The organism is Leucobacter sp. MMO-125 (genome assembly GCF_037148395.1).
Lineage (GTDB): Bacteria > Actinomycetota > Actinomycetes > Actinomycetales > Microbacteriaceae > Leucobacter.
This window is the reverse complement of the sequence record NZ_JBBCTL010000003.1, coordinates 173,946-196,919: the sequence shown is the minus strand read 5'-3', so window position 1 is coordinate 196,919 and position 22,974 is coordinate 173,946. Positions and strand designations below refer to the sequence as shown.

Below are 22,974 nucleotides of genomic sequence, written 5' to 3'. Positions count from 1 at the left end.
GTCGGAGGTGACCTCTACAGTGGGCACATGGCAGCAGAGATGTTCGGTCGCGACACGACGTGGGAGGCGATCGCCGATCAGGCTGAGGCTCGCGCCGCGGGGTGGCTCGCAGCGCTGAGTGCTCGCGACGGCGATGCGCAGCCGGGCTTCTTGCGGGCGATGCGACAAGACCCCGAGAGCTTCGAGTTCACTCGGCGCCTGCTCGAACTGCTGGCAAGCACCGAAGACGTGTTCGCGTCTGCTGCTGGGCTGCGAGAAGTCTCACAGGAGGTGCCCCCGTCGTTGCCGACACGCGACCGCCTGGCAGTGCGTGCCGGGGGTGCCACGTCGCTGGGCCTGCCCTGGGCCGTGCTGCCGATGGCGCGACGGCGCCTGCGCGACAGAGTTGCCGATCTGGTGCTCGCCGCGAAGTTGCCGAGCAGCGGCAGGCTCGCAGGCCCGGCGCGCATGAGTCGCCTTACCGAGGCGCTGCGGCGTGTGGCCGAAGCCGACATGGTGCCCGTGGTCGTGCCGCTCGGCGAGGCCGTGCACGGGCCTGCCGGTGCCGAGGCCGAGGTGGCCAGGCTAGTGGCGCTCTGCGCGCTGCCCGCAGTGGGGCACCTCGTGGTCGATCCCGCCCGCATCGCACCCGGCGGCAGTGACTGGTCTGCCGAAGACGACGTGCTGCGCGCGGTGCGCGCCTTGCGCCCGGTGCTCGACGCGGCCGCCGAGCACGGCACCACTGTGCACCTCGAACCCCGTAGCGTGCGCTGGGCGCGCCTGCTGCCCGAGATTGTGGTGCGCGCCCTCGCCGATGCAGCGCTCGACCGCGTGCGGCTGGGGGTGCGCATCATGGCCGAGCTGCCCGAAGCGCGTGAGCACTACGACCGCATCAGCCGCTGGGCGCAGCAGCGCGCGGCCGATGGCGGGGCAGCAGTTGAAGCCGTGATCGGGGTTTCCGGGGTGGCGAGCGCCGAGCGCATCGCCTCTATTGAGAGCGGGCTGCCGGTGCCCGTGCTCGAGGAGCGCGAGCAGGTCACAGCGCAGCTGTTGCGCCTGATCGAGTTGGCGCTGCACCCGGCTCGGGCCGCCGTGCTGCGCCCCATCATCGCCTCTGAAGACCTCTTCGTGCTGAGCGGCACCGTAGCCCTGGCCGAGCAGCTGGGTGCGCAGGAGTTGTTCTCCCTGCAGCTACGCAGCGGCATTGCCCCCGGTCTCGCGCAGGTGATCGCAGACGCGGCCCCCGAGGTGCGCGTCTCGCTGCCCGTCGTCGCGCCACGAGAGTTCTCGGGTGCTGTCGATCTGCTCGTGGGCTTCGCGGCCGAAGCGGCGGATCCCGAGTCGGTGATCGCCCGCTTCGACGCGCTGGTCGAGGCGGAGGGGGCTGAGGCGGAACAGGCGGCGTTCCGGGCGGCTGCCGCACTCGCCGCTGATCCGCCCCCCGCATCGCACCGCACCCAGCTGCGCGCCCGCGAATGGGATCCCAGCGAGCGCGACAGCGCCCTGTTCTACCGGGCACCCGACGAACCAGCGCGCTTCGACACCGGCGGCCTCACCGCCGCCGTGCTCGGCCTCACCCGAGGTTCAACGGGTGAAGTGCGTCTCGAACCGTTGGCCCCGCCGTGCCCGATCCCGGTGGTCTCGGAATCTGGCTTCGCGGGCGAACCAGCCACCGATGCAAGCCTCGCAGGCAACCGCGACTGGGTGCGAGCACTGCTCGCCCGCGCGGCTGACAGCGCGCAGCTTGAAAGTGCGCAGTCTGATGATGCCCTTGCCGACGCGCGCGGCACCGACCTCGCAGATGACACCACGGCCGATGCGCAGCCCGGGGCTGCTGACGCCCCCGCCACCCCCGCCACCCCCGATACCGCCGAGCAGCTGCTGCGCGCGGCACGTGATGCCGGCCAGCGGTGGAGCGGCCAAGCCCCGCGGGCGCGAGCGTCGCGGCTGCGGCGGGCCGCGCTTGCCGTGGTCGCCGCGCGCGACCGCCTGCTGCAGACGCTCGCCGCCGACACCGGGGCGCCCGCAGCAGAGCTCGACGCCGAAGTGGGCGACATCGTCGATGCCGCCCGCTACTGTGGTCAGCTCGCAGAAGGGTTGGCGGCGGTTCGCGGAGCCACATTCGTCTCGGAAGGCCTGGTGCTCGTCGTCGCCGACGCGACCACACCGCTCTCACAACAGGCAGAGTCGGTGCTCGCCGCGCTCGGCGCGGGCAACGGCGTGCTGTGGGCGGTGCCCGAGCGGTTCATGCGTTCAGCCGAGGCGCTGCGCGAAGAATGGGAGGTCGGCGGCATCACCCCTGGCGCAGTAGTGATCGAATCAGCGGGCGAGCCCCTGCAGCTCTTCGAGCGAATTTCCCACGCCGGCATCGACAGGGCGATTGTGCTCGGCGACCGCGCCACAGCGCGCGAGATCGCCCGCCGCAGACCCGATCTGCAGATCGAGGGCCGATTCCATGCGCGAGGCACTGTGCTCGTGGCGCCATCGGCCGAAATCGACCGAGCGATCGTTGACCTCGTTGCTTCGGCCTTCTCTGCGGCGGGAGCCCACCCGCGCACCGCCCAGGTGGCGATTCTGCTCGGCAGTGTGGGGCGCTCGCGTCGCTTCCGCGACGGCCTCGCCGACGCGGTGCGCGCCCTTCGGGTCGGCGACACCGCGAAGCCTGAGGAGGCGGATCCGCTCAGCTTCGACGTAGGGCCGCTCGCTACGGCCCCCGGTGAGGCGGCGCTCCGAGCCCTCACCGAACTCGGGCGTGGCGAATCATGGCTTGTCGAGCCGCGTAGGCTCGACGCCGAGGGGCGACTGTGGAGCCCCGGAGTGCGTCTCGGCGTTTCTGCGTCGTCATCGTTCTGGAACGACGCCCGCGGTGTGCCGGTGCTGGGCATCGCGCACGCCCACACCCTTGATGAGGCGCTGCGCCTGCAGAACGCGGCGGGCAGCGGCGTCGCGGCGGGCCTGCAATCGAACGACACAGATGAGATTCTCAACTGGCTCGCAGGGGTCGAGGCAGCATTCTTGGCGATCAACCGCCCCACCACGGCGGCGCGTATTGAACGGCACCCCGGCGGCGCCTGGAACGACGCAGCAATGGGCCTGCCCGCGCTCAGCGGCGGCCCCAACCGCCTGCTGCCGCTCGGTGCCTGGCAGCTGCGAGAGGGCACACGCAGCGAGACACTGCATCTGCGCGGGCTCGAACCCGAAGTGCGCCTGCTCATCGAGGCGGCGCAGACGGTGCTGCACTACGAGGAGTTCGATGAGGTGCGGCGAGCGGCGCTCGCCGACGCGCTCGCCTGGCGCACCTCCTTCGGGCTGAGACGCGACACCATCGGTCTGGGCGTCGAACGCAATGTGATCCGCTATCTGCCCGTCATCACACAGCTGCGACTCGCCGAGGGAGGCAGCATCGCATCGCTGGTGCGCGTGCTCGCGGCAGCCCTGCTCGTGCGCGCGCCAGTGTCGGTGTCGACCGGTGAGCTGCTGCCGACTGCGGTCACCGCGTTTCTCGAGCGGCAGGGCGTTGAAGTGTCGCTCGAACGCGACGATGACTGGGTCGAGCGCCTGGCGGTTTCCGGCCCCGTCAGCGCCGACGGTGTGGCGGCCGACAGGGTGAGGCTCATCGGCGGCGACGCGGTGCGCACCGCCGAGTGGCTGGGCGGGTTGGATCGCGTGGCGCTCTGGGCGCAGCCGGTCACCATGGCGGGCCCTGTCGAACTGCTCACGTTGCTGCGCGAGCAAGCGGTGTCGGCGCGAGCGAACCGGCACGGTCTGGCGACCGAGGTGCCCGGGCTCGACGAGCTCATCGAGGATTAACGCGGTGTGCTGAGCTGAGCTGAGTTGGGCCTCTGGCTTGCCGGAGGTTAGCCTCGCCTTGTCGCGGCCACGGTCTGGCGATGTGTGAAGGATCGTGGTGCGGGTATTAGCCCAGACGCATCGGGGTGTGGGGGATGCCGTCTTCGAGAAACTCATCGCCGCACGCGGTGAACCCGAAGCCGCTATACCAGCCGGCGAGATGAGATTGGGCGTGAATCAGGATCGGACGCCCCGCGCACCCCGCGATCGCGGCCCGCAGCAGCGCGGCGGCGACGCCTCGGCCGCGCCAGGCGGGGGCGGTGACGACGCGACCGATGCTCATGAGATTCGCCTCCTGCGCGCTCTCGTCGAGCACGCGCACCGTCGCGGCGATCTCACCGTCAGCGGTCTGCGCCCACAGCTGCTTCGCGCCCGCTTCGAGGTCGCGCCCGTCGAGGTCGAGGTAGACGCACTCCTGCTCCACCACGAAGACCTCCTGCCGAAGCTGGGCGATGCGGTAGAAGATGCGTGTGGGGATGTCGTCGACGCTGTCGGCGGTGACCAGGGTGAGTTCTTCAGGGAGAGTGGTCATGCTCCGATCCTGCCACGCCCTCACGGCACCCGCCGATTTCCGTTCGCGGGAGGGAGGCGCTAAAGTGGTCTCTTGGTCGTGCTTGCGCGGCCGACGGCGGATTACCCGAGCGGCCAAAGGGGGCTGACTGTAAATCAGCTGGCACTGCCTACGGGGGTTCGAATCCCTCATCCGCCACCAGTCGAGATCCCCCGACTCACCTAGAAAAAGCTAGGGAGTCGGGGGGTTTCTTCGTTTTAGGAATCGTCCCGTGACAACACTTTGACAACACCCCGAGAAGCAATCGCCAAATCCAGACGCTCCGAAACCGCCTCAAGATCGTCATCGAACAGGTCCGCGTACACGTCCAAGGTCATCGCGGCCGAGGCGTGACCGAGCATCCTTTGCACAGCCTTCACGTTCGCGCCGGCCGACACCGCGAGCGACGCCGCCGTATGCCTCAGATCATGAAGGACGAGTCGTTCAACACCGGCCGTCGACAATGCGGTATTCCACCACGAGCGCTCCTTCTCCGAGGAATGCACCCGCCGCTGATAGCCGCCATGACCGTCATCGAACACGAGATCCTTCGACTTCTTACCCTCGCAGCGCTCCTTAACGAGCTTCGCCACCTCAGTCGGGACCGGCACGGAGCGCGTCTCGTACGTCTTCGGAGTGCCCTCATGAAACTCCTTACCAACCTGCGACACGCTCCGCGTCACGTTGATGCGCCGCCTCGCGAAGTCGATGTCGGCAACGCGCAGCGCGACGAGCTCACCCCAGCGGAGCCCGCAGTAGCCGAGCGTGAGCACGAGCGTCTTGTGGTCGCCCGCAGACTCGGCAACGCGCCACAGTTCCTCATGTGAAAGGTAGCGGCGCGACTTCTTCGACACCTTGCGGGGGAGCGTCACATCTCGGGCGACGTTCCTCGCCACCCGTCGATCCCGCACGGCGGCATCGAGAATGCTCGCCAGGATCCCATACGCGCGAATCACGACAGTGGGGCTCATGTCGATACCGGACACCCAGGACTGAACTTCTGAATGCCGGATGCTCGCGATCGTGCGAGCACCCCACTTCTTCTTGACGTAGTTCCGCCACGAGGCCTCGAGTGGGGCATAGCTCGTTGGTTTCAGAACGCCCTTCTTCGACTCCAACCACTCCTTCCCAAGATCCGCGACTAGTGCGCGGCCGTCAGAGGGAGCGATGAATTCGCCGCGGTGCTTCGACACTTCGACCTCGGCGAGCCTCTTTTCTGCGTCACGCTTTCGTTTGAACCCGCGCTCATTGGTCTGCTTGTTGTCCGGACGGCGGTACGCGATGCGGTAAAGGGTTTCACCCTTTGCATTCTCGTAACGGTGAATGCTACCCATCGCGTTTGTGTAGCTCGTCGAGTGTGGGGCGGTTCCCACTGAGTGCGTCTTCATCGCGTTCGATTGCTTCAACTAGCTGTTTGAGGTAGACGCCGGGCTCGCTAATCCTCGCGCGACTCATCGCTGCGCTAAGGGCTGTCCCTGAGTCGAGCGTGAGCATTGCGGGCGTCTGTCGAGCGAATACGGTCTTTAGATACTGCTGCTGGTTGTCCCGGATAGGGCTTTCGATCTGATCGGCAGTGACGACAAAGTCGAAAAGCGCGTGGGTGTAGGCGATCGCCGCGTCAGCTAACACCTCTGAGGTCTCGCCGACGCGGGCACCCTTGGCGACAAGCGCGTCTTCGCCTGGCACTCCAACGAGCCCTTCCGCGGTGTGATTCATCGCGGTTGCAAGGTCGACTGCTTCACCGTATGTGACTTTGCGGTTACCGCTCTCGATGCGCGCGATGGTTTGTTGTTGAAAGCCTTGGTGGCCGCGTTCGTTCATGCGCCTGGCGAGGTCTCCTTGAGACAGCCCGATCCCCTCGCGGACCTCTCGGATTCGGCGGGCTAGTTTTGCGTCTAAATCTGCCACAAGAACTATTACATCAGAAATAAGTTGAACTCGCTCGGAAATAGTGTACTGTGATTGTAGGTACTCAAAATAGATGTACCGGGAACGCGAAAATCGAAAGGTGCGGAAATGTCACTAGCCATCCCCGCAGAGTCTGTCACGGGCACGACGCTGCTCGGTCCGGAAGAAGTGTGCGAGCTCATTCCGGGCATGACAACCGCGAAGCTCTCTCAACTTCGCTTCAAGGGTGAAGGGCCGCCCTACTACAAGCCCACTGCGAAGACCGTCGTATATGACCGTGACGAGTGCATGGTGTGGCTCCGGTCGACGGCTCGTATTGGCACCGCGGAGGCGGTCTAGATGGCTCCGCCCGGCTCGTCGAGCGCTTCCGGCCGCGCAGCAGATGATCTCTCGCGGAACACGCTGAACTACAGCGACCCCACGGGGGACGAAGCTATCCGCAAGCTCCTCAACGGGGGAGGCCCGTTCCAGATCACCGCCGAGAACGGCTTCAGGATCTTCGCGAACCGGCAGTCGCTCGAGTACATGATCCTCGGCATGAGAGCGCGGATCAGTCGAGGCGGCAAGCTCTGGCTCGACCCCGAACCACCCATTGAAAAGATCAACCCCACCGCTGTCGAGTTTGGCGACAGAAACAGCGGCGGGGTCCACACCAACAAGAACCACTAGGAAGGGGACTTTTGATGTCTCACACCATTGTTTCGCATACCCGCGAGATCGACAACCCGCCCTTCGACCCCAAGATGACGGTTGACGCCCGTTTCGCTGGCGGCACCATCACCCTCGAGCCCCAGCACGAGGAGTGGTTGGGGGAGACGCTCGTGAAGGTTGAGCTCCCCGGACACACGCTGGCGCTGCGGACGTTCGAGGCGCGGGATCTCGCTTCCGCTCTGCAGAGCCTGGCCGCGTTCATCGATGAGGAGGCTGGACGATGAGCATCACCGCCATCTTTACGCACCAGGTCGAACCCGACTTCGAACAGTATTCGTTCCCGTCGAACGTGAACCCGAAGCAGCGGCACTTCATCGACCGTAACGAGGGAGAGCCGTGGGTGGTCGGCATCGTGCAGCTCGAGGAATCCCTCACGCTCGCCGAGCTGCAGGAACTCCGTGTCGAGCTCGCTGATCTCGCGACTTTCATGATGTCCGTGCAACAGCGCGAGATTCGTCGCCGCACCGAGCCCGGCGAACCCGAGCTCGCAGGCATCGGAGGTGGCCTGTGAGCACGCAGGAATACAACCATTACGTCGCCAAGACTGCGATCACGCGCGGCATCATCGACGGCACCCCCGCCATCGCTCTCTGCGGTGAGGACGTGCTCCCTGAGCATCAAGGCCGGAACGCAATCCCAAATGCAGAGGTCGCACACCGCAGGCTCGAGACCTGCCCAGACTGCAAAGACCTCTACGACCTGTTGGCCGAGAAGGAAGCCCTGCGGGAGAAGGAGCGTCAGATCCGACAACGGATCGAGGAACGCCGCCACGCGCTTGCGATGAGACGAGAAGGGGTGGACGCATGACGGCGACCGGTTTGCAGTTCATGCCAGCACAGACGCCCGAGACGATCGACGCTCTGCGCGAGGACATCCGCGAGCACGGTGTACAGACACCTGTGGTGGTCGACCAGCACGGCCGTATCCTCGACGGCAACAACCGGGCGATGATCGCTGACGAACTCGGCATCGAGTATCCGACCGAAACCGTACATGTCACAGATGATGACGAGGCCGAGGATCGTGCGATCGCCCTCAACCTGAAGCGGCGCACCATCAGCCAGGCGCAGATGCGCGACCTCATCGCGGACCAGATCGACCGGCACCCGGAGATGTCGGATCGAGCGATCGCGAAACGGCTGGGGTGTTCGCACCCGACCGTGGCCGCGGTCAGGCGGGGTGGTAAATCTTTCCATCCCCAGATGAGTCGCGAGGAGGCGGAGGAGCGTACCCGTCAGATCGTTGAGGCGGTGAATGGCCTCTACGGTGACCTGTTCAGCATCGTGTATCAGCTCGCCTCGAACGGGGTGGATCCTCTGCGGATCTTGCGGGCGCTTAGGGCAGGGGAAGCGCTACTGAAAACCACCGATCCGCATGAGACGTGGAAGATCCTCGGCCCGAAGATCTACGAACCGCTACAGGACATGGTCCTCGATCCAGAGTTCCTTGTCGAGGTTGCGGCGCACTACGCAGGACCAGAGTTCCTGCCACTTGAGGAAAGAGTAGTAGTGGAGATGCTCGGGGTCTTGAGAGACCCGTGCGGACTCCGCGAGAAGAAGGAAAGGAGCGGTCATGGCGATCGCGATTCTTGACGGACCCAACCCGCGATCCCGCGTGACGGACCCGGTGACGAGTGTCGACGCCGGCCGCGCCGCGGACCTCAGCCGGTCGCAGAGCGTCGTCCTCGCCGCGATGCGGGCCCGCGGCGTCGGTGCCACTCACGAGGAACTCGAGCAGTTCCTCCCCGGGCTCAGCCCATCCCGTGTGCGTAGCGCGGTGTCGGAACTCGCCGAGCAAGGCCTTGTGCAGGCCACCGACGAGACCCGGAACACGAAGTACGGGCGAGCCGCCAGGGTGTGGGAGGTGATCGCATGACCACCTGCGGAGACATCGACGATGGTTGGCAGACCGCCGGCGACTACGTCGTAGCGGTGTTCCCCGGCGAGCACGACGAACGCACTTGCGCGGCCGGGTTCCTCCTCGAAGATCACTCGGGCCTGGCGCAGAGCATCCATGATCCCGATGTGATTGACGCGGTCGCAGCTCGGCTGCGGGAGATCGCGGCCGAGATCCGCGAGAACCGACAGCGGGAGCACGAGACCTTCAGCAACATTGTCCGCGGCGTCGACTGGGGTCAGCATGGCCCGACGCAGGATCTCTGACACCGCGACCGCGACACTCGAAAGCTGGCTCGACCAGCTCCTACAGGGGCAGCTCTCCATCGGGGAGCTGCCCCTTGCCGTAGAGGCCTGGCTGCACGTCGGTCATGCCCTCGGCCGGGAGTCGCGGCAGCACGAAATCGATCAGCTCGAACGCGAGGTGCAACGCCTGCATTACCTCGCATTCATGACCCCTGGCGAGCGTCGCGAGCAACTCCTCGCACGCCTCGACCACGGACTCGCAACCGCCACCGAAGAGCAGTGGCAACAACTCGAAGCCGACCTCGCCGCCATGGCCGGTCGCCAACCGAATAACGACAGTCAGACCTTGATCAGGGCCGCCCCAGTGGCCGGAAAGGTAGATCATGACAACATCCCATCTCAGCGCAGTAGACGCGCCGCATAACCACGCCACGGGGTACACAGCAGCGCTCTACTGCGACGTGAAGCGGCTCCTCGATGAAGGACCAGTGCAACCGCCCACCCCCGAGATCGGGGAACGTGTTGACGGCGTCGGGATCTTCTACCGGGGCATGGTAAACGGGCTCATCGGTGACCCCGAGAGCGGGAAGACGTGGATCGCGCTCACCGCAGCCGCCGACGTGCTCTTCACGAGCGGGAGCGTGCTGCTGGTGGATCTCGATCACAACGGGCCGGCTGCGACGATCTCACGGCTGCGGAACTTCGGAGTACCCGCAGCGACGCTCACCGACCCGACACGGTTCCGATACACCGAAGCAGAGGACGCCGGAGCGATCAACGGGATCGTCAGCGACGCTGCAGCATGGCGTCCCGACTTCGTCGTCATTGACTCAGTTGGTGAGCTGCTGCCCATGTACGGGGCGAACTCCAACAGTGCTGACGATTTCACCCGGGTGCACTCAGCGGCGATCAAACCGTTCGCAGCAGCCGGCGCGGGTGTCGTCCTGATCGATCATCAGGCGAAAGGGAGTGACTCCCGCAGCTTCGGGGCGACAGGCACGGCAGCGAAGAAGCGGGCGATCTCGGGAACGATGCTGCGCGTCACCGTCGAGACGCCGTTCACGCCCGGGCAGGGAGGAACAGCAGAGATCACGCTCGTGAAAGACCGCCACGGCGGCCTGCGCGCGAACTGCCCGACCGATCGGGAGCCCCTCGTGGGGCGTTTCACGATGACCGACACCGAGGGCGCCCTGAATTGGAGCATCAGCGCCCCGGCAGCGGGGGAGCGGCCGAAGCTCAGCCACAAGATCGACGGTGCGACAGGTGAACAACTCATCGAGAAGCTGCGCGAGCTGACCCCGCCACCGTCGTCGGTGCGCGACATCAAGGATCGCTGCGGCTGGGGGACAGGGAAAGCGTCCGAGGCGTGGCGACTGTGGAAAGAAGCGCAGGGGACGGCCGCATGAGCGCCGACCGTAAAGCCGTGTTCCCCGTTCCCGCATATAGGTACCGGGAACACGAGGAACGAGGAACGAGCATGTTCCCCGAGAACACCAACTTTGGCTCTATGACTGTTCCGGGAACGTTCCGGGAACGTGCGGAACGGGAGCGTTCCCCGTTCCCAGACCCTACCTCCGGGAACATGAGGAACGAGGAACAACCCATGACCCGCAAACCGTTCAAGATCGAGACCCGACCCGCGAAATGGCGCAACGCGGACGGCACCGAAACCGATGTCGTCCGCCTCTTCGGCGGCACCAGATCCATCGCAGTCGACTTCACCGAGATCCCGGCGCTCATCGCGCAACTCGAGCAGCTCCAGCAAGACCACGGAATCCAGCAGCTCATCGACAGGCTCGTGATCGATGAGTAAGAGCATCACGACCTCTGCCCGTATCCGGCCTGCAGCCCTCCCCGCATGGGAACGGCTGCAGGCCGCTCTCATCGAGACGGTGCCCGACTGCGCGGCCGATGATCGGTACGTCACCGACCCCGCCGACTTGCCACAGGAGGACCGGACCGTGATGACCCAGATCTGCGCCGGCTGCCCGCTCCTCAACCACTGCAGCGACTACGCGAGCACCGATCGCCCCGCAGCCGGATGGTGGCCCGACCTGAACCTCACACCAACACGAGAGAAAACCGCATGACCAGCCGCTTCAGAAACCCACAAGTACGCGCCTACGAATGGCGCGACCCCCACGGCGCAACACCCATGATCCGCATCGACAACGGACCCGTCTTCATCATGCTCCACTACGACCAAGCCCGCCACATCGTCGACCAAGTCCACGATCTCTGCGACGAACACGAACGACAACAGCGAGAGGGGGTGACCAATGGCTGACTGGCCCACCCACCGCCGGCGAGCAACCGCACGCCGACGCTACACGCTCCGACTACAGCGACGCGCCACCAAGCGGTAACCCAGCGGGCCACCACCGCACCAACCACACCGAGCCCCGCACACAACAGACGGTGCTCCATTCATTTCCCGAGGAGAAACACCATGACCGATGCACGAGCACGGATCGAAGCCGCACACCGCCGAAACGAGATCGCCGAACTCAATGCCTTGATGGACGAGGTAGAAGCCGAACACCCCGACACACCCACCGCGCCAGCACCCGAACCCATCGAGGAGCCCGACCCGGAACCCGACGCGAAAACCATCGCGAACAACATCTTCATCAACGGCCGCACCGGAGGCCACCCACCCCAGATCAAGAAAGCAGCCCGCTACATCGACGCGACCCTGCGTTAAGAAAGGACTACACCATGACCATCAGCATCACCAGCACTAAAGCTGCGCTCCTCGAAGCAGAACTCCGAGCCGACCTCGAGAACGAGAAAACCAACGAGGCCGACTACCTCGAGTACGTGAAGAACCCTGGCCGGCGCGAACGCCCTCTCCTCGGCCTCACCGAGATCCGCGAGTCGATCGAGATCATCTCGCTCAAGCTCGCGGAAGCTACCAAGGATGCCGACGCAGAGCGCCGCAAACTCCCCACCGCGGCAACAGCACGCAAGCTCCTCCGCGACGCGGAAGACGAAGAAGCGCAGACCCGCAACGACTTCTACGCTGCCGCACGGAACGCGCGAGACGCACTCAACGCCCTGAAGACAGCGCACCGCGCACACCAGGCCAGCATCGGCAACGGCATCCGTGCGCTAACGAACGCCGGCATCCCCGTTGAAGGCGCAGAACTCGACGGCGAACCCATCGAACTGCGCGGCGGCATACACCACGGGAGCATCACACTCCGCGCAGTAAACGAACCCATCACCTACGAATGGGCACCCACGATCGAACGCTATCTGACCAAGGAGTAACAACAGACGAAAGGGGCGGCGCTCAAACCCGAGCGCCGCCCTACTTCCCGCCGGTCTTCTTCATGCTGAACGTGCCATTCCGATGATTGATCTTCGTGTAACCACCAAAGCTATGAGCCAAACCACTCTTCTGAGACAGTCGCGCCGGGCTAACTGGAGTCGACTTCTGCGTCGTGCTCTTGCCCGAGGAAGAACTAGAAGAACGGCGCGAACTCTTATTCCCCGCCATGACTGCTCCTTAGATAAGTCCTGCTTGCTGTGTGCAGTCTATAACTCATCAAGCACCCCCTCCACCCCGGCCAACTCTGACACCACCGGGGGGACTCCCCCTCGCGCCGCCTCCTGGACCGACGGGGCTAACAAACAAGAATTTGCGTGCGGTTTTGCTTGTTTTTTGGGGTGCTGGGGTGGCTTGCTGCGTGTGGTTGAGCCGTTTTCTGTTCGGGGCGAGGGTGTTGATTCGGCCTGTTTTGTCGTGTTTTCGGTGTGAAAGTTCATCGTTTGGAGGTGATTATGAAGGTTTCGTTCTCGAGCCCTGAGGGGCGGAAGCTGTGGCGGGAGTCGTTGAAGAGGTACTCCTTGATGCCGCACGAGAAGTTGATTCTGCGTGGCGCGTGTGTCGCTTTGGATGAGATCGGACTGCTTGAAGCTGAGCTCGACGGAGCGGATTTGCTCGCGAAGGGGTCGATGGGTCAGGACGTGGCGAATCCGCTGTTGGCGGAGCTGCGAGCGCAGCAGGCCGCGTTTGATCGTGCGATTAAGCAGTTGGATCTCCCGGATGAAGGGGAGGTGCAGGGGCGTCGTGCTGCGTCGCGGTCGGCGTCTGCGCGTGATGCTGCGAATGCTCGCTGGAATATGTGACCGGCAGCATCGAAAGAGGTAGTTGAGGGAGTCACGTTTGTGGCTCCCTTTTAGTTTCCTAAATGAGAGGGGCCGTGATGGTTTCAGAGAGTGAAGCAGTTGACCCTTTGGCGGGGTTGAAGTCGGCGTTGGCGAAGGAGCGGGCTGGGAAACGTGCTGCATTACGGCGGGTCAGGCAGTTGGAGCAGGAGCTTGGCTGTCGGCAGGAAGCGGCAGAGCAGAGTGCGGAGGGGCGCGATGAGTCCTGAAGATGATCGTTTCTCAGAGATTGCTTCTTTCCTTCCTGATCTTGCTGCGTTGGATGACGGGTTGACGGTAACCGTAAGCGGGCACGGCATGTCGGTGTCGCTGACGCGGGTCGATTATGAGGCGTGGGTGCAGTATCTGACGGAGCACATTCTGAGCCGGCCTCGGAACTGGCGTGATGGGATCGCCCCGTTCGCGGATCAGCCTTCGGTGGTGCATCAGGCGGTCGTACATGAGTCGTACCTGTGCCTTGCGGAGGTCGCGTTCGAGTGCGGCAACCTGCTGCTGGTGCCGGAGCTGTTCGCGACGATGAACGAGATGATCCTGTACTGCCGCAGCCTGTCGGCCACGGAGTGAGGCCGCAGGCGATCTGAAGTCCTCGCCACCTTCCCGGCATCGGTCCGGGAGTAATAAGGGTGGGGCTTACCTGAGCGGGATGCTCGGGGACAACTCAATACTGGCGTGACGCCGTTTTCTTTTGGAGGAGAAATGGCGTCACAACGTGTAGTGACTATCAAGCTGATCGCTGAGGCGACTGGCTTGGTGCAGGGCTTCAATCGCGCGAAGGATGCGGTTGCGGAGACGAAGACGAAGGTTGAGGAGTCGGCCCGGTCTTCGCGTGAGGCATGGTCCGCAGTCGGAGCTGGGCTGACTGCTGTTGGTGTAGCGGTCACTGGTGTTGGTGTTGCTGCGTTGAGGACGGGCATTCAGTACAACACGTTGCAGCAGACTTCGCGGGCTGCGCTGACTTCGCTTTTGGGTTCTGCTCAGGCAGCTAATGCGCAGATGGACAAGCTGGATGATTTCGCCCGCAATTCGCCGTTTTCGAAGGCGACGTTTATTACGGCGCAGCAGCAGATGCTCGCGTTCGGTATCGAGGCGAAGAAGGTCATTCCGTACCTTGATGGGATCCAGAACGCGGTGGCGGCGGCGGGCGGGTCGAACGCTGACATTGAGGGCATCGTGGCAACGATGTCGAAGATCCAGTCCTCGTCGAAGATCACAGCTACGGATCTGATGGAGTTCGGTAACCGTGGCGTGAATGCGGCTGACCTGATCGGTTCGCAGATGGGCAAGACTGGCGCGCAGATCCGTGAGGACATTACTGCTGGCACCCTGTCGGCAGAGGATGCTCTGGATGCTCTCGCGAAGGGCATGACTGAGGCCTACAGTGGTGCGGCTGACAACGTGAAGAACACGTTCGCGGGGTCGCTCGACCGGGTGAAGGCTGCTTGGCGGGACTTCTCTGCCGAGCTCGCGAAGCCGCTCGTGGACCCTAACGGGGGCGGCGCGCTGGTCGATCTCCTGAACTGGGCAGCCGACGCGATGCGCGCCTTCGAGGATCTGCCGACACCCGTGAAGACGAGCGCCACGACTCTGGTGGGGCTTGCCGGCGCGAGCGCCCTGTTCTTGGGTAGCGCGATGCTCATCGTGCCCCGCATCGTCGAGTTCACGGACGCGCTCAGCAAGCTCCGTGCGACAGGAGACCGCACCGCCACAACCTTGCGATGGGTGGGGCGGGCCGCAACCGCAGTAGCTATTGTCGGGACGATCGCGGCGTTCGTGAAGGAAGCCGAGGGTGACCTCACGGGTCTCACGAACGCGCTCGAGCGTGGCGCGTCAGCATCAACAGTCATGGGTGAGGCCGCGGAGACCACGAAATCGAAGCTTGGGGTTCTCGCCGCGATCGCGCCAGACGTGAAGGTCGGAGTGGAGGGCGTTGCTGAAGCTCTCGAGTATGCGGCTGAGAAGGCCGACAAGGGTCTGTTCTGGACACGGCGAATCAACGATGGTGAGCTGTCGTCCACGCTCGACGCGTTGAAGAGCGCCGCGAACGAGATCGCGAAGCTTGGTGAAGCTGGTGATGTGTCCGCCATGACGAGTGCGTTGGCCGAGCTTTCCACTGGATACAAGTGGACGGCTCGGGAGCAGTGGGCGTTCATTCAGAACTCGCCCGCCCTGAAGTCTGCCCTGGAAGATTCTGCAGGTGATTTCGGGTTGACCACGGAAAAAGCGGACCTCCTAAAGCTCGCATTCGGTGGGGTTGCTGCGAGTGCGGAGGAAAGCGGGGACGCTTCCGAGAGCGCGGCCAGGAAGTACCTGGAGCAAGCGGATGCGGCGAAGAACGTCACCGATCAACTCCTCGGCCTGATCGACGCGCTGAGCGAGCTCAACAGTATGGGGCAGACCGCGGAGCAGACGAACTCGACCCTGCAGGAGTCCTACGCGAAACTGCAGGAGCATGTCGCGAACGCGCAGGCCGGTGTCGAGGGCTACTCCGCTTCACTGGACGAGTGGACGGTAGCGGGGTCCGCGAATCGTGCGATGCTCGCGGACTATGCCGCCGACGTGGAGAAGAACGCGAAAGCACAGTTCGATCTTGAAGCGAAAACGCTGGGCGCTTCAGCTGCGGCTGCGAACTTCGAAGCGCGTCTGGCTGCCGGCCGGCAGCAGATCTACGACACCGCACTCGCGCTGACCGGCAGCGCGGACGAGGCACAGAAACTCACCGACAAGATCCTCGGTATGCCCGACCAGAAAGATATCGATGTTCTGCTGAAGGGTGCCGCTGAGGTGGAAGCCGCACTGAACACCCTCGCCCGCAGACGCGAAACCGAAATCGGTGTCCGTTACACGGGAGGGTCGGGGACGATGACCCGAGCTAACGGCGGCACCATCGGATACGCAGTCGGTGGGACGATCGGACTCGCCGCGGGTGGCGTCGTGCCAGGTGTTGGCGGCGCGATCGTGTCGGGAACGGTGTTCGGTCGCGGTACGGAAACATCGGACTCGGTTCTGGTGCGCCTCTCCCGAGGTGAGGAAGTGATTCGCGCTTCCGAGGCCGCGAAGCATCGTAGCCTGCTGAAGAGCATCAACGCCGGCACCTACTCGCGGGGCTTCAATGCGCGTGATTTCGCGCCGTCGTCGATGACGCAGCAGCCGATCATTGTCGTGCCGCAGGCGCCGGCCGCTCCTGTGATCGGCGGAAATCTGCAGTTCGTGTCTTCGGGGAATCTGCACTCCGATGTGGGAACTGTGATGCATGAGCTTCGGAAGCGACAGCGGGGAGGCAAATACACCACCGCCCGCTAACTGAGTGGGGTGCTCCTGCCTGTCGCCTCAGGCAGGAGCACCCTGCTCGGTAGCGCTAGGATCAGGCTTACATGCATTCGAAAACACAGGAGTTTCAATGTCGGTGGATATAGCTGAGCGTCTCTCGAGTCTTGCAACCAAGATTGCCCAACAGCGGTCGACAATCGAGACGGAGGAAGCCACAAAGAATGCCTTCGTGATGCCGTTCATCTCGCTCGTTTTGGGCTACGACGTTTTCAACCCGAATGAGGTGGTTCCCGAATTCACGGCCGATGTGGGGACCAAGAAGGGCGAGAAGATCGACTACGCCATTGTCAAAGACGGCGAAGTTCAGATCCTGATCGAGTGTAAGCACATCGGTGCCCCTCTGAATATTAAGCACGCCTCTCAACTGTTCCGATACTTCGCAGTTGCGAATGCTCGCATTGCAGTGCTCACTAACGGGGACGAGTACCAGTTCTTCACAGACCTGGACGCTCCGAACAAGATGGATGAGAAGCCATTCCTCGTCATCCAGATCTCCGATCTAGACGCCGCCTTAGTTCCCGAGCTGAGGAAGCTCACGAAGGATGCCTTCGATCTGGATTCGATCATCAGCGCTGCTGAAGAACTGAAGTATGTGGGGGAGATCAAGCGAGTGCTCGCGGCGCAGTTCTTGTCGCCCGATACTGATTGGGTGAAGTTCCTGACCGCTCGGGTGTACGAGGGAGCGTTCACTCAAAAGGTGCGGGATCAGTTCACTGGTCTGGTGGAGAAGGCCGGCAAACAATTCCTGAATGATCGAGTGAATGATCGGCTGAAGGCAGCTCTAGGCGGCCAGGCCGTTGTCTCTGACAGCACTTCGGTATCGTCCTCTGAGGCCAGTGAACATGTGGCGGAGGCGTCTATCGAAAACGCTGAGAAGAACAAAGGGATCGAGACCACGCTCGAGGAGATCGAAGCCTTCCAGATCGTGCGTGCGATTGCTTGCAGCGAAGTGGCTCCCTCACGCATTGCGCAGCGTGACACGAAGACATACTTTGGTGTGCTCCTTGACGACAACAACCGCCGCCCCGTAGCGAGACTCTGGTTCAACACCTCCCAGAAGTACATCGGGCTATTCGACTCTGACAAGAACGAAACCCGGCATCCTATTGATTCGCTGGACGAGATCTACCGCTTCGCGGAGCAGATCCGAGAGACGGTTCACTACTACAGCTGACTCGTCGGAGCGACAAAAGAGTAAGTGCTGACCAGCCCCCGCTGCTCTTCGGAGTAGCGGGGGCCTTTTCGTGCGTCTACTGGGCGCGTAGCCTGGGCGCATGTGCGGGAGAGTCATCGTCGACTACGACGAGAACATGGACGTAGCGGGTGGAAGCGAGCTGGCCAAATGGCTGATGGCGCGACCCACTGGATACGAGCCTTCATGGAACGTGAAGCCGACACAGCAGATCCCGGTCGCGCTGACCTCCACGAAAGACGGGGCGAAGCGATTTGAGATGGCGCACTGGTCCCTGGTGCCACCGTGGGCGAAAGAGATGAAGTCTCGGTATCCCACGTTCAACGCCCGCTCGGAACAGCTTTCAGAGAAGGCGACATTCAAGGGGCCGCTCAAGCGGCAACGGTGCGTGATCCCCGTCACGGGCTTCTACGAGTGGACGGGGCCGAAGACCGCTCGAACCCCACACGCGATCTTCGGGCTCGCGCAGATCCTCCCGATGGCTGGCCTGTACTCGTGGTGGCGCGAGCCTGACGCTGCCGAGAGCGAGGGGTGGCACCTCACGGCCACGATCCTCACCCGCGCCTCCGCCGGGGTGATGGAGTCGCTGCACGACCGGATGCCGGTCTTCATGGCGGAAGAGCTGGTGCGCGACTGGCTCGACCCCGAGACCGAGGGTGACCAGCTGCTCGTCGACGCGGTGTCGGAGGCGTCAATACCGATCTCGGAGCAGTTGCGGGAGTGGGCGGTGCGCCCGCTGCGCGGTGACGGGCCAGAGCTTATCGAGCCGGCTTAGGCGCGTCCGTTCGGAGGCCCAGCGTTCTTCCGCGAGATCTCATCCACCGGCCCGGTGTCCCACTTCACCGAGCGGTCGGCCTCTTCGAGCGTGACATGGATCCCGGTCATGCGTCGCTTCGACGGGTCAGCAGCCCACGACATGACGAGGAAGCGCGTTTCGTTCGCAGTGTCGGTGACTCTGTGCACGACGGCCGCGGGATGGTCTTTGTCGTAGCGCATGATCAGCCACGTGTCGGCGTCGAGTCGGATCGGGGCTGGGTTCGGCATCACGCCTCCATTCGAAACTATGTTCGAATAGAGTACGCCGGCCTGCCGACATTTACCGGTCGTGCTCACCTGGGCCCGTTCAAGGGCCTGCTGCACGGCTGGCTATTTGTCGTATCCGCAGAAATAGTACAACTCCATCTGCAGCGAGTAGGTGTCTTGGGCAACTATGCCCCAAAGTCGCTCGTACTCTGCAACTGCACCGTTGTTCAAAGCTTGGGCCGAGACTCTTACTCTTTCGCCGAGTTCTTCAAAGGGGAGTGCGAAGTGCTCCATTCCGGGGGTGTTGCGCGTCTTGGCGGCTGCGTCGAGGAAAGCGCTCTGAGTGTGTTGTAGTCCATTGTCAGACGGGTTAAAGTCGGCGAATGCGCTTTCCCAGACCTCAGTACATGCATCTTGCTGGTCTCGATCGTGCTGCTTAGAAAGTGGCGTGTCTGAAAGCGCAGCATCATCAGCGCTCTGTGCGCCCGGAATGTTCACGCTTATGCAGCCGGTCAGCGAGCCCAAGGGCATCAGTACCAAGAGAGTCAGGACCGGGCGTATCTTCATGCGTAAATGATGACACCGTTTCGCTCGTTCCTGAGTGTTCGGCGCACTAGTCGCTTCCTGTTGTCACGGAACGTGGGACGCGGTTATCCACTAATGCCAGTGGTGTAAGCAGAAACTCCGGGGGGAGTTGCTTGTTGCGGGCGGCAATGAGCAAGGACCGAAGAAGGGCGGCCTGCGAGCAAAAAGGTCTGTTTGTTGCGGTCGGTGCTGGATTGCAGTTGTCAGTAGCAGGCTGGGCCACCTCTCGGCCGCGAGAAAGAGGAATAGGGATTTAGCCGGGTAGCGCGATGAATAGGCGGCATGCTTACTCCTGTCAGGAGTAAGCATGAATCCCGCCAGGATCAGGGCTTCGTCGCTATTCCTAACAGGAACACCGGCGAAGTTTCGCATGGTGTCCCCGCTTATTCCCGACAGGAAGAAGCGGGCCCCTTGCGAGCGATGCGCGCCTTGCTAGCGCCCGGGGTGGCAGGCCTCCAAACAATTGGACAAAAAGTCCCACTGCGCGCCTCCGCTCTTCGTGTGGCATGAACACAAATCATGTTGAGAATCAGGATTCGTCCATCTTTCAGCCGCACTTCTGCTTCTGGTGCAGCCCGGAGCTCAATTGCGCGTTGTGCTCGTTCGGCGTGCCGTGCCGTTGCACCGTTCTTGTGCCGCCTCCGGGGGTGAGTGCGTGACAACGACGTGACAACACTTTTCCGAAAATGACCATCCGTCAACGGCCGCGAGTAAATCGAAACTCCGCTTAAAAACAACAACTTGCACCGACGCGAGGCATCCGCTGGAGCGTCGGAAGGTTTCGAATCCCTCATCCGCCACCAGCAAAAAGCCCGGTCAGAAGTGAATTCTGACCGGGCTTTTGTGGTTTCTGAGCCGATTTTGCGGGTCAGTGGGGTGATCTGCGCCCCAGATGAGCGGATGGCTTCGAAAGCGTTTGCGCTCAGCCACCCTCTCCGCACCCCGGATGCGCGGGCGCGGGGCGGTGGGCTACATTAGCGATATGCAATCACCCGGTGCGCGGGGCATGAGCGGTGCCCGATCATTCACTGAGTCTGCGGAGCGTGTTGTTGCCTACCTCAATGCGCACACGCCGCTCACCGATTGGTCGGTGTCGCGTGTTGCCGGGGGCGAGCAGATCCACTTGCATGTGCACCATGATCGTCTGCTCGAGGTGGGTGACCGGGTTGCGTGGACGGAGTCGTTCTGCAGTCGCATGTCGGCAGGCGCGAAGCATGTAGTGCGCAACTCTCGCAATGACCCCGACTACTCGGATCTGGCCGCCTCAGACACGGTCGGCGCCTATGCTGGCTACCCGATTGGGGATGACCGCGAGGGCATTTTCGGGGTGCTCTGCGGTGTGCGGCCCGCACCTCTCAGCGACGATGAGGGCGTTGATGAAAGCCTGGTGTTCCTGCTCAGCGAGCTGTTGACTTCGCAGCTCGCGCTCTCGCGTCGGGTTGACCGTGAGCGTAGGCGGCTCGAGTTCACTGAGACGCTCGCGCAGACCGACCCATTGACGGGTGTGTTGAACCGGCGTGGCTGGGAGCGGGTCGTTGCTGACGCGCAGGAGCGCCTGGATGCGTTCGGTGATCCTGTGGCTGTTGCGGTGATCGACCTTGACGGGTTGAAACGCATCAATGATGCGCATGGGCACGCTGCCGGGGATGCTCTGATTGTTCGGGCTGCGCAGGCGCTGGCGGGTGCGTGCGCTGCTGGCAGCCACGTTGCCCGTTGCGGTGGCGACGAGTTCATGGTGTTGGCGAACGGTGTCACCCAGGCGCAGTTCGAGGCGCGTTTGTCTGCGATCGTGGCTGCGCTCGCCGCCGCTGAGGTTGAGGCTTCGGTGGGCCTTGCGGTGGCTGAGCCTGGCCGGGTGCCGATGGCTGACGCGATCGCCGCCGCCGATGCTCGCATGTATCAGCAGAAGCGGGTGCGAAAGGGAAGCGGGCTGCTCACGGCCGGCTGACGTTGTGTGCGATGTCGGATCGCGATCCGCCGTCACACTGCTCCCTTGGCGCGCAGACTGCCCGTGGCTCCGCTAAACCCGAGGCTCGTCCCCCGAGCAGTTCGGGCTAGTGGTTCTTGCGGGGGTGCGGCTCAGGCGGGGGCGAAGCGGTTGCGCAGTTCGGCGGCCCGGCGAATGTCGCCTTCGATGGCGGTCTGCTGCTCGGTGCCGAGCGATCCCGACTTCTTGGCCTCGTCGAGCTTTTCAAGCCCGGCCTGCACTTCGGCGTCCAAGCCGTCAACGACGAGCTTCTGAATGCTCTCGGGGAGCCGCTCAAAAGACGAGGTGTCCATATCTATTACCGTACAGCCAAGTGCGGCGCAGCGCTGCAGTGAGCTTCGGAAAGCCGGGGGGCTCCCGCGGCGGAACGCGTCGACACTACACTCGATCGTATGTCTGACCTCGTCGTCTCCCTGCCCGCTGAAGAGCCGCTGCGCGACGTTCTGGGCGAGTTGCCCGGGGTCGAGTTCGTGGAGTGGGATCTTGACACTCCGGCCCCGCGCTCGTTCTTCGACATTGTGGTGCCGCCGTATTGGGGTGGTGCGCGGCGCCTGTCGGCGCTCGCGGGTGTTGAGGTGCGGCTGGTGCAGTGGCAGTCGATCGGGTTCAACGGCGTGGCGAAGCATCTGCCCAGGGGGCTGCCGATTGCGAACGCGACGACAGTGCATGAGGCTTCCACCGCGGAGTTGGCTTTGGCGCTCACTCTTGCTGCGCAGCGGGGTCTTCCCGATTTCGTGCGCGCGGGCGATGCGGGGCGGTGGGAGTTGCGGAGCTTCCCGAGTCTCGCGGATCGCCGGGTGCTGCTGGTGGGGTACGGGGGTGTGGCGCAGGCTGTTGAAGCGCGACTCACGGGCTTCGAGGTGCGCCTTGAGCGGCTTGCGCGTTCGGCTCGCGAGCAGCGCAATCTTGCCGGTGACGCCGTTGCGGTGCATGGCTTCTCGGAGTTGCATGAGCGTCTTGCGGAGGCCGAGATCGTCATTCTCGCGGTTCCCCTCACCGAGGAGACGCGGGGGCTCATCGACGCAGCTGCGCTCGCTGCGATGCCCGACGGCGCGCTGCTCGTGAACGTGGCCCGCGGCCCTGTCGTTGACACAGATGCGCTCGTCGCCGAGCTGCGATCGGGGCGTCTGCGCGCGGCGCTCGACGTCACCGATCCTGAGCCGCTGCCTGAGGGGCATCCACTGTGGGAGTGTCCGAATACGCTCATCACTCCCCATGTCGGTGGTGATTCGAGTGCGATGATGCCGCGGATGGCGGCGCTGCTGAAACGTCAGATTGCGCGGTTGCGGGCGGGGGAGTCGCCGGAGAACCTCATCGATCTCAGCTGATTGCGGGGGTGAGTGGATCGCGGTACGTCGCGCGCTCGCCTCCTTGGCGCATTCTGAATGTTTATTCAGCAATCGCATAGCATTCGCATCACTCGATTCGTTGGAATGGGATCAGGTCGGCATATGCCCCATGGCCGACTCCGTTCGACGATTGGAGTTCGGTATGCCCGGTCTCAGCCTCACCCTCATTGCTGGTGTGGTGTCGGTCGCGCGGAGGGCCG

29 protein-coding genes and 1 tRNA gene are annotated in these 22,974 nt (G+C 63.6%); 23 read left to right on the top strand and 7 right to left on the bottom strand.

Annotated elements, in window-relative coordinates:
• The first annotated feature begins 27 nt into the window (after nucleotides 1-27).
• Nucleotides 28-3,789 (top strand): proline dehydrogenase family protein, encoded by a 3,762-nt coding sequence (locus tag WFI54_RS08580; RefSeq protein ID WP_336652376.1) that lies wholly within the window; start codon nucleotides 28-30, stop codon nucleotides 3,787-3,789.
• A gap of 106 nt (nucleotides 3,790-3,895) precedes the next feature.
• Here the strand turns inward: WFI54_RS08580 and WFI54_RS08575 are convergent, their stop codons facing one another.
• On the bottom strand, nucleotides 3,896-4,360 hold the full coding sequence (locus WFI54_RS08575) for a GNAT family N-acetyltransferase (protein ID WP_336652375.1): 465 nt from the start codon (nucleotides 4,358-4,360) through the stop codon (nucleotides 3,896-3,898).
• Between the two features lie 95 nt (nucleotides 4,361-4,455).
• Between WFI54_RS08575 and WFI54_RS08570 the strand changes: the two genes are divergently transcribed.
• Nucleotides 4,456-4,540, top strand: a tRNA-Tyr gene (locus tag WFI54_RS08570).
• A 56-nt stretch (nucleotides 4,541-4,596) separates the two neighbouring features.
• Here the strand turns inward: WFI54_RS08570 and WFI54_RS08565 are convergent.
• Together WFI54_RS08565 and WFI54_RS08560 are read right to left on the bottom strand one after the other, a co-directional pair.
• Nucleotides 4,597-5,712 (bottom strand): tyrosine-type recombinase/integrase, encoded by a 1,116-nt coding sequence (locus tag WFI54_RS08565; protein ID WP_336652374.1) that lies wholly within the window; start codon nucleotides 5,710-5,712, stop codon nucleotides 4,597-4,599.
• Nucleotides 5,705-6,286: a helix-turn-helix domain-containing protein gene (locus WFI54_RS08560; protein WP_336652373.1), complete on the bottom strand. Its 582-nt coding sequence runs from the start codon at nucleotides 6,284-6,286 to the stop codon at nucleotides 5,705-5,707. Before WFI54_RS08560 ends, WFI54_RS08565 begins: the two co-directional genes overlap by 8 nt.
• A 108-nt stretch (nucleotides 6,287-6,394) precedes the next feature.
• Between WFI54_RS08560 and WFI54_RS08555 the strand changes: the two genes are divergently transcribed.
• The 8 genes from WFI54_RS08555 to WFI54_RS08520 are packed head-to-tail and all read left to right on the top strand — an operon-like array spanning nucleotide 6,395 to nucleotide 9,159.
• Nucleotides 6,395-6,625, top strand: coding sequence for a hypothetical protein (locus WFI54_RS08555; protein ID WP_336652372.1), 231 nt, complete (start codon nucleotides 6,395-6,397; stop codon nucleotides 6,623-6,625).
• Nucleotides 6,626-6,955, top strand: coding sequence for a hypothetical protein (locus WFI54_RS08550; protein ID WP_336652371.1), 330 nt, complete (start codon nucleotides 6,626-6,628; stop codon nucleotides 6,953-6,955).
• A 14-nt stretch (nucleotides 6,956-6,969) separates the two neighbouring features.
• Complete coding sequence (locus tag WFI54_RS08545) at nucleotides 6,970-7,221, top strand: hypothetical protein (protein WP_336652370.1); 252 nt, start codon at nucleotides 6,970-6,972, stop codon at nucleotides 7,219-7,221.
• Entirely contained in the window at nucleotides 7,218-7,508 is a 291-nt protein-coding gene (locus tag WFI54_RS08540) for a hypothetical protein (RefSeq protein WP_336652369.1), read from the top strand. Before WFI54_RS08545 ends, WFI54_RS08540 begins: the two co-directional genes overlap by 4 nt.
• Nucleotides 7,505-7,804, top strand: coding sequence for a DUF3039 domain-containing protein (locus tag WFI54_RS08535; protein ID WP_336652368.1), 300 nt, complete (start codon nucleotides 7,505-7,507; stop codon nucleotides 7,802-7,804). The genes WFI54_RS08540 and WFI54_RS08535 overlap by 4 nt, the downstream gene beginning before the upstream one ends.
• Nucleotides 7,801-8,589: a ParB/RepB/Spo0J family partition protein gene (locus WFI54_RS08530; RefSeq protein WP_336652367.1), complete on the top strand. Its 789-nt coding sequence runs from the start codon at nucleotides 7,801-7,803 to the stop codon at nucleotides 8,587-8,589. The genes WFI54_RS08535 and WFI54_RS08530 overlap by 4 nt, the downstream gene beginning before the upstream one ends.
• Nucleotides 8,570-8,872, top strand: coding sequence for a hypothetical protein (locus WFI54_RS08525; RefSeq protein ID WP_336652366.1), 303 nt, complete (start codon nucleotides 8,570-8,572; stop codon nucleotides 8,870-8,872). The genes WFI54_RS08530 and WFI54_RS08525 overlap by 20 nt, the downstream gene beginning before the upstream one ends.
• Nucleotides 8,869-9,159: a hypothetical protein gene (locus tag WFI54_RS08520; RefSeq protein ID WP_336652365.1), complete on the top strand. Its 291-nt coding sequence runs from the start codon at nucleotides 8,869-8,871 to the stop codon at nucleotides 9,157-9,159. Before WFI54_RS08525 ends, WFI54_RS08520 begins: the two co-directional genes overlap by 4 nt.
• A gap of 40 nt (nucleotides 9,160-9,199) precedes the next feature.
• Here WFI54_RS08520 and WFI54_RS08515 read toward each other — a convergent pair whose 3' ends face one another.
• Complete coding sequence (locus WFI54_RS08515; RefSeq protein ID WP_336652364.1) at nucleotides 9,200-9,523, bottom strand: hypothetical protein; 324 nt, start codon at nucleotides 9,521-9,523, stop codon at nucleotides 9,200-9,202.
• Between WFI54_RS08515 and WFI54_RS08510 the strand changes: the two genes are divergently transcribed.
• From WFI54_RS08510 to WFI54_RS08460, 11 genes are all read left to right on the top strand, one after another.
• On the top strand, nucleotides 9,522-10,544 hold the full coding sequence (locus tag WFI54_RS08510) for an AAA family ATPase (protein WP_336652363.1): 1,023 nt from the start codon (nucleotides 9,522-9,524) through the stop codon (nucleotides 10,542-10,544). The two genes, WFI54_RS08515 and WFI54_RS08510, sit on opposite strands and share 2 nt — an antisense overlap.
• Nucleotides 10,545-10,741: 197 nt before the next feature.
• Nucleotides 10,742-10,951, top strand: coding sequence for a hypothetical protein (locus tag WFI54_RS08505; RefSeq protein WP_336652362.1), 210 nt, complete (start codon nucleotides 10,742-10,744; stop codon nucleotides 10,949-10,951).
• On the top strand, nucleotides 10,944-11,228 hold the full coding sequence (locus tag WFI54_RS08500) for a hypothetical protein (RefSeq protein WP_336652361.1): 285 nt from the start codon (nucleotides 10,944-10,946) through the stop codon (nucleotides 11,226-11,228). The genes WFI54_RS08505 and WFI54_RS08500 overlap by 8 nt, the downstream gene beginning before the upstream one ends.
• Nucleotides 11,225-11,425, top strand: a complete 201-nt coding sequence (locus WFI54_RS08495; RefSeq protein ID WP_336652360.1) for a hypothetical protein — start codon at nucleotides 11,225-11,227, stop codon at nucleotides 11,423-11,425. The genes WFI54_RS08500 and WFI54_RS08495 overlap by 4 nt, the downstream gene beginning before the upstream one ends.
• Nucleotides 11,426-11,587: 162 nt before the next feature.
• Nucleotides 11,588-11,842 (top strand): hypothetical protein, encoded by a 255-nt coding sequence (locus tag WFI54_RS08490; RefSeq protein ID WP_336652359.1) that lies wholly within the window; start codon nucleotides 11,588-11,590, stop codon nucleotides 11,840-11,842.
• A 14-nt stretch (nucleotides 11,843-11,856) separates the two neighbouring features.
• A complete protein-coding gene (locus WFI54_RS08485; protein WP_336652358.1) occupies nucleotides 11,857-12,411 on the top strand; it encodes a hypothetical protein in 555 nt (184 codons plus the stop codon).
• A 579-nt stretch (nucleotides 12,412-12,990) separates the two neighbouring features.
• Nucleotides 12,991-13,272, top strand: coding sequence for a hypothetical protein (locus WFI54_RS08480; RefSeq protein WP_336652357.1), 282 nt, complete (start codon nucleotides 12,991-12,993; stop codon nucleotides 13,270-13,272).
• A gap of 237 nt (nucleotides 13,273-13,509) precedes the next feature.
• Nucleotides 13,510-13,875, top strand: coding sequence for a hypothetical protein (locus WFI54_RS08475; RefSeq protein WP_336652356.1), 366 nt, complete (start codon nucleotides 13,510-13,512; stop codon nucleotides 13,873-13,875).
• 132 nt (nucleotides 13,876-14,007) lie between these two features.
• A complete protein-coding gene (locus tag WFI54_RS08470) occupies nucleotides 14,008-16,611 on the top strand; it encodes a tape measure protein (RefSeq protein ID WP_336652355.1) in 2,604 nt (867 codons plus the stop codon).
• A 103-nt stretch (nucleotides 16,612-16,714) separates the two neighbouring features.
• Nucleotides 16,715-17,812 (top strand): type I restriction endonuclease, encoded by a 1,098-nt coding sequence (locus WFI54_RS08465; protein ID WP_336652672.1) that lies wholly within the window; start codon nucleotides 16,715-16,717, stop codon nucleotides 17,810-17,812.
• A 100-nt stretch (nucleotides 17,813-17,912) separates the two neighbouring features.
• Nucleotides 17,913-18,605 (top strand): SOS response-associated peptidase, encoded by a 693-nt coding sequence (locus WFI54_RS08460; RefSeq protein ID WP_336652354.1) that lies wholly within the window; start codon nucleotides 17,913-17,915, stop codon nucleotides 18,603-18,605.
• Here the strand turns inward: WFI54_RS08460 and WFI54_RS08455 are convergent.
• Nucleotides 18,602-18,874, bottom strand: a complete 273-nt coding sequence (locus WFI54_RS08455; protein WP_336652353.1) for a hypothetical protein — start codon at nucleotides 18,872-18,874, stop codon at nucleotides 18,602-18,604. The genes WFI54_RS08460 and WFI54_RS08455 overlap by 4 nt on opposite strands.
• A 102-nt stretch (nucleotides 18,875-18,976) precedes the next feature.
• Nucleotides 18,977-19,420 carry a hypothetical protein gene (locus WFI54_RS08450; RefSeq protein WP_336652352.1) on the bottom strand — a complete coding sequence of 148 codons (444 nt, stop codon included), beginning with the start codon at nucleotides 19,418-19,420 and terminating at the stop codon, nucleotides 18,977-18,979.
• Nucleotides 19,421-20,420: 1,000 nt separating this feature from the next.
• Between WFI54_RS08450 and WFI54_RS08445 the strand changes: the two genes are divergently transcribed.
• Nucleotides 20,421-21,386 (top strand): GGDEF domain-containing protein, encoded by a 966-nt coding sequence (locus WFI54_RS08445; RefSeq protein WP_336652351.1) that lies wholly within the window; start codon nucleotides 20,421-20,423, stop codon nucleotides 21,384-21,386.
• A gap of 131 nt (nucleotides 21,387-21,517) precedes the next feature.
• Here WFI54_RS08445 and WFI54_RS08440 read toward each other — a convergent pair whose 3' ends face one another.
• Nucleotides 21,518-21,718 (bottom strand): hypothetical protein, encoded by a 201-nt coding sequence (locus WFI54_RS08440; RefSeq protein WP_336652350.1) that lies wholly within the window; start codon nucleotides 21,716-21,718, stop codon nucleotides 21,518-21,520.
• A 99-nt stretch (nucleotides 21,719-21,817) separates the two neighbouring features.
• Here WFI54_RS08440 and WFI54_RS08435 point away from each other — a divergent pair, with 99 nt between their 5' ends.
• A complete protein-coding gene (locus WFI54_RS08435; protein ID WP_336652349.1) occupies nucleotides 21,818-22,753 on the top strand; it encodes a 2-hydroxyacid dehydrogenase in 936 nt (311 codons plus the stop codon).
• Nucleotides 22,754-22,974: the final 221 nt, after the last annotated feature.

Bases quoted from the DNA above. Each gene is read 5' to 3' on its own strand.
- WFI54_RS08440 (WP_336652350.1), bottom strand. From the start codon at position 21,718: ATGGACACCTCGTCTTTTGAGCGGCTCCCCGAGAGCATTCAGAAGCTC.
- WFI54_RS08545 (WP_336652370.1), top strand. From the start codon at position 6,970: ATGTCTCACACCATTGTTTCGCATACCCGCGAGATCGACAACCCGCCC.
- WFI54_RS08445 (WP_336652351.1), top strand. From the start codon at position 20,421: ATGCAATCACCCGGTGCGCGGGGCATGAGCGGTGCCCGATCATTCACT.
- WFI54_RS08485 (WP_336652358.1), top strand. From the start codon at position 11,857: ATGACCATCAGCATCACCAGCACTAAAGCTGCGCTCCTCGAAGCAGAA.
- WFI54_RS08550 (WP_336652371.1), top strand. From the start codon at position 6,626: ATGGCTCCGCCCGGCTCGTCGAGCGCTTCCGGCCGCGCAGCAGATGAT.
- WFI54_RS08525 (WP_336652366.1), top strand. From the start codon at position 8,570: ATGGCGATCGCGATTCTTGACGGACCCAACCCGCGATCCCGCGTGACG.
- WFI54_RS08530 (WP_336652367.1), top strand. From the start codon at position 7,801: ATGACGGCGACCGGTTTGCAGTTCATGCCAGCACAGACGCCCGAGACG.
- WFI54_RS08435 (WP_336652349.1), top strand. From the start codon at position 21,818: ATGTCTGACCTCGTCGTCTCCCTGCCCGCTGAAGAGCCGCTGCGCGAC.
- WFI54_RS08475 (WP_336652356.1), top strand. From the start codon at position 13,510: ATGAGTCCTGAAGATGATCGTTTCTCAGAGATTGCTTCTTTCCTTCCT.
- WFI54_RS08565 (WP_336652374.1), bottom strand. From the start codon at position 5,712: ATGGGTAGCATTCACCGTTACGAGAATGCAAAGGGTGAAACCCTTTAC.
- WFI54_RS08555 (WP_336652372.1), top strand. From the start codon at position 6,395: ATGTCACTAGCCATCCCCGCAGAGTCTGTCACGGGCACGACGCTGCTC.
- WFI54_RS08490 (WP_336652359.1), top strand. From the start codon at position 11,588: ATGACCGATGCACGAGCACGGATCGAAGCCGCACACCGCCGAAACGAG.
- WFI54_RS08470 (WP_336652355.1), top strand. From the start codon at position 14,008: ATGGCGTCACAACGTGTAGTGACTATCAAGCTGATCGCTGAGGCGACT.
- WFI54_RS08460 (WP_336652354.1), top strand. From the start codon at position 17,913: ATGTGCGGGAGAGTCATCGTCGACTACGACGAGAACATGGACGTAGCG.
- WFI54_RS08580 (WP_336652376.1), top strand. From the start codon at position 28: ATGGCAGCAGAGATGTTCGGTCGCGACACGACGTGGGAGGCGATCGCC.
- WFI54_RS08540 (WP_336652369.1), top strand. From the start codon at position 7,218: ATGAGCATCACCGCCATCTTTACGCACCAGGTCGAACCCGACTTCGAA.
- WFI54_RS08515 (WP_336652364.1), bottom strand. From the start codon at position 9,523: ATGATCTACCTTTCCGGCCACTGGGGCGGCCCTGATCAAGGTCTGACT.
- WFI54_RS08450 (WP_336652352.1), bottom strand. From the start codon at position 19,420: ATGAAGATACGCCCGGTCCTGACTCTCTTGGTACTGATGCCCTTGGGC.
- WFI54_RS08520 (WP_336652365.1), top strand. From the start codon at position 8,869: ATGACCACCTGCGGAGACATCGACGATGGTTGGCAGACCGCCGGCGAC.
- WFI54_RS08455 (WP_336652353.1), bottom strand. From the start codon at position 18,874: ATGCCGAACCCAGCCCCGATCCGACTCGACGCCGACACGTGGCTGATC.
- WFI54_RS08495 (WP_336652360.1), top strand. From the start codon at position 11,225: ATGACCAGCCGCTTCAGAAACCCACAAGTACGCGCCTACGAATGGCGC.
- WFI54_RS08505 (WP_336652362.1), top strand. From the start codon at position 10,742: ATGACCCGCAAACCGTTCAAGATCGAGACCCGACCCGCGAAATGGCGC.
- WFI54_RS08500 (WP_336652361.1), top strand. From the start codon at position 10,944: ATGAGTAAGAGCATCACGACCTCTGCCCGTATCCGGCCTGCAGCCCTC.
- WFI54_RS08575 (WP_336652375.1), bottom strand. From the start codon at position 4,360: ATGACCACTCTCCCTGAAGAACTCACCCTGGTCACCGCCGACAGCGTC.
- WFI54_RS08510 (WP_336652363.1), top strand. From the start codon at position 9,522: ATGACAACATCCCATCTCAGCGCAGTAGACGCGCCGCATAACCACGCC.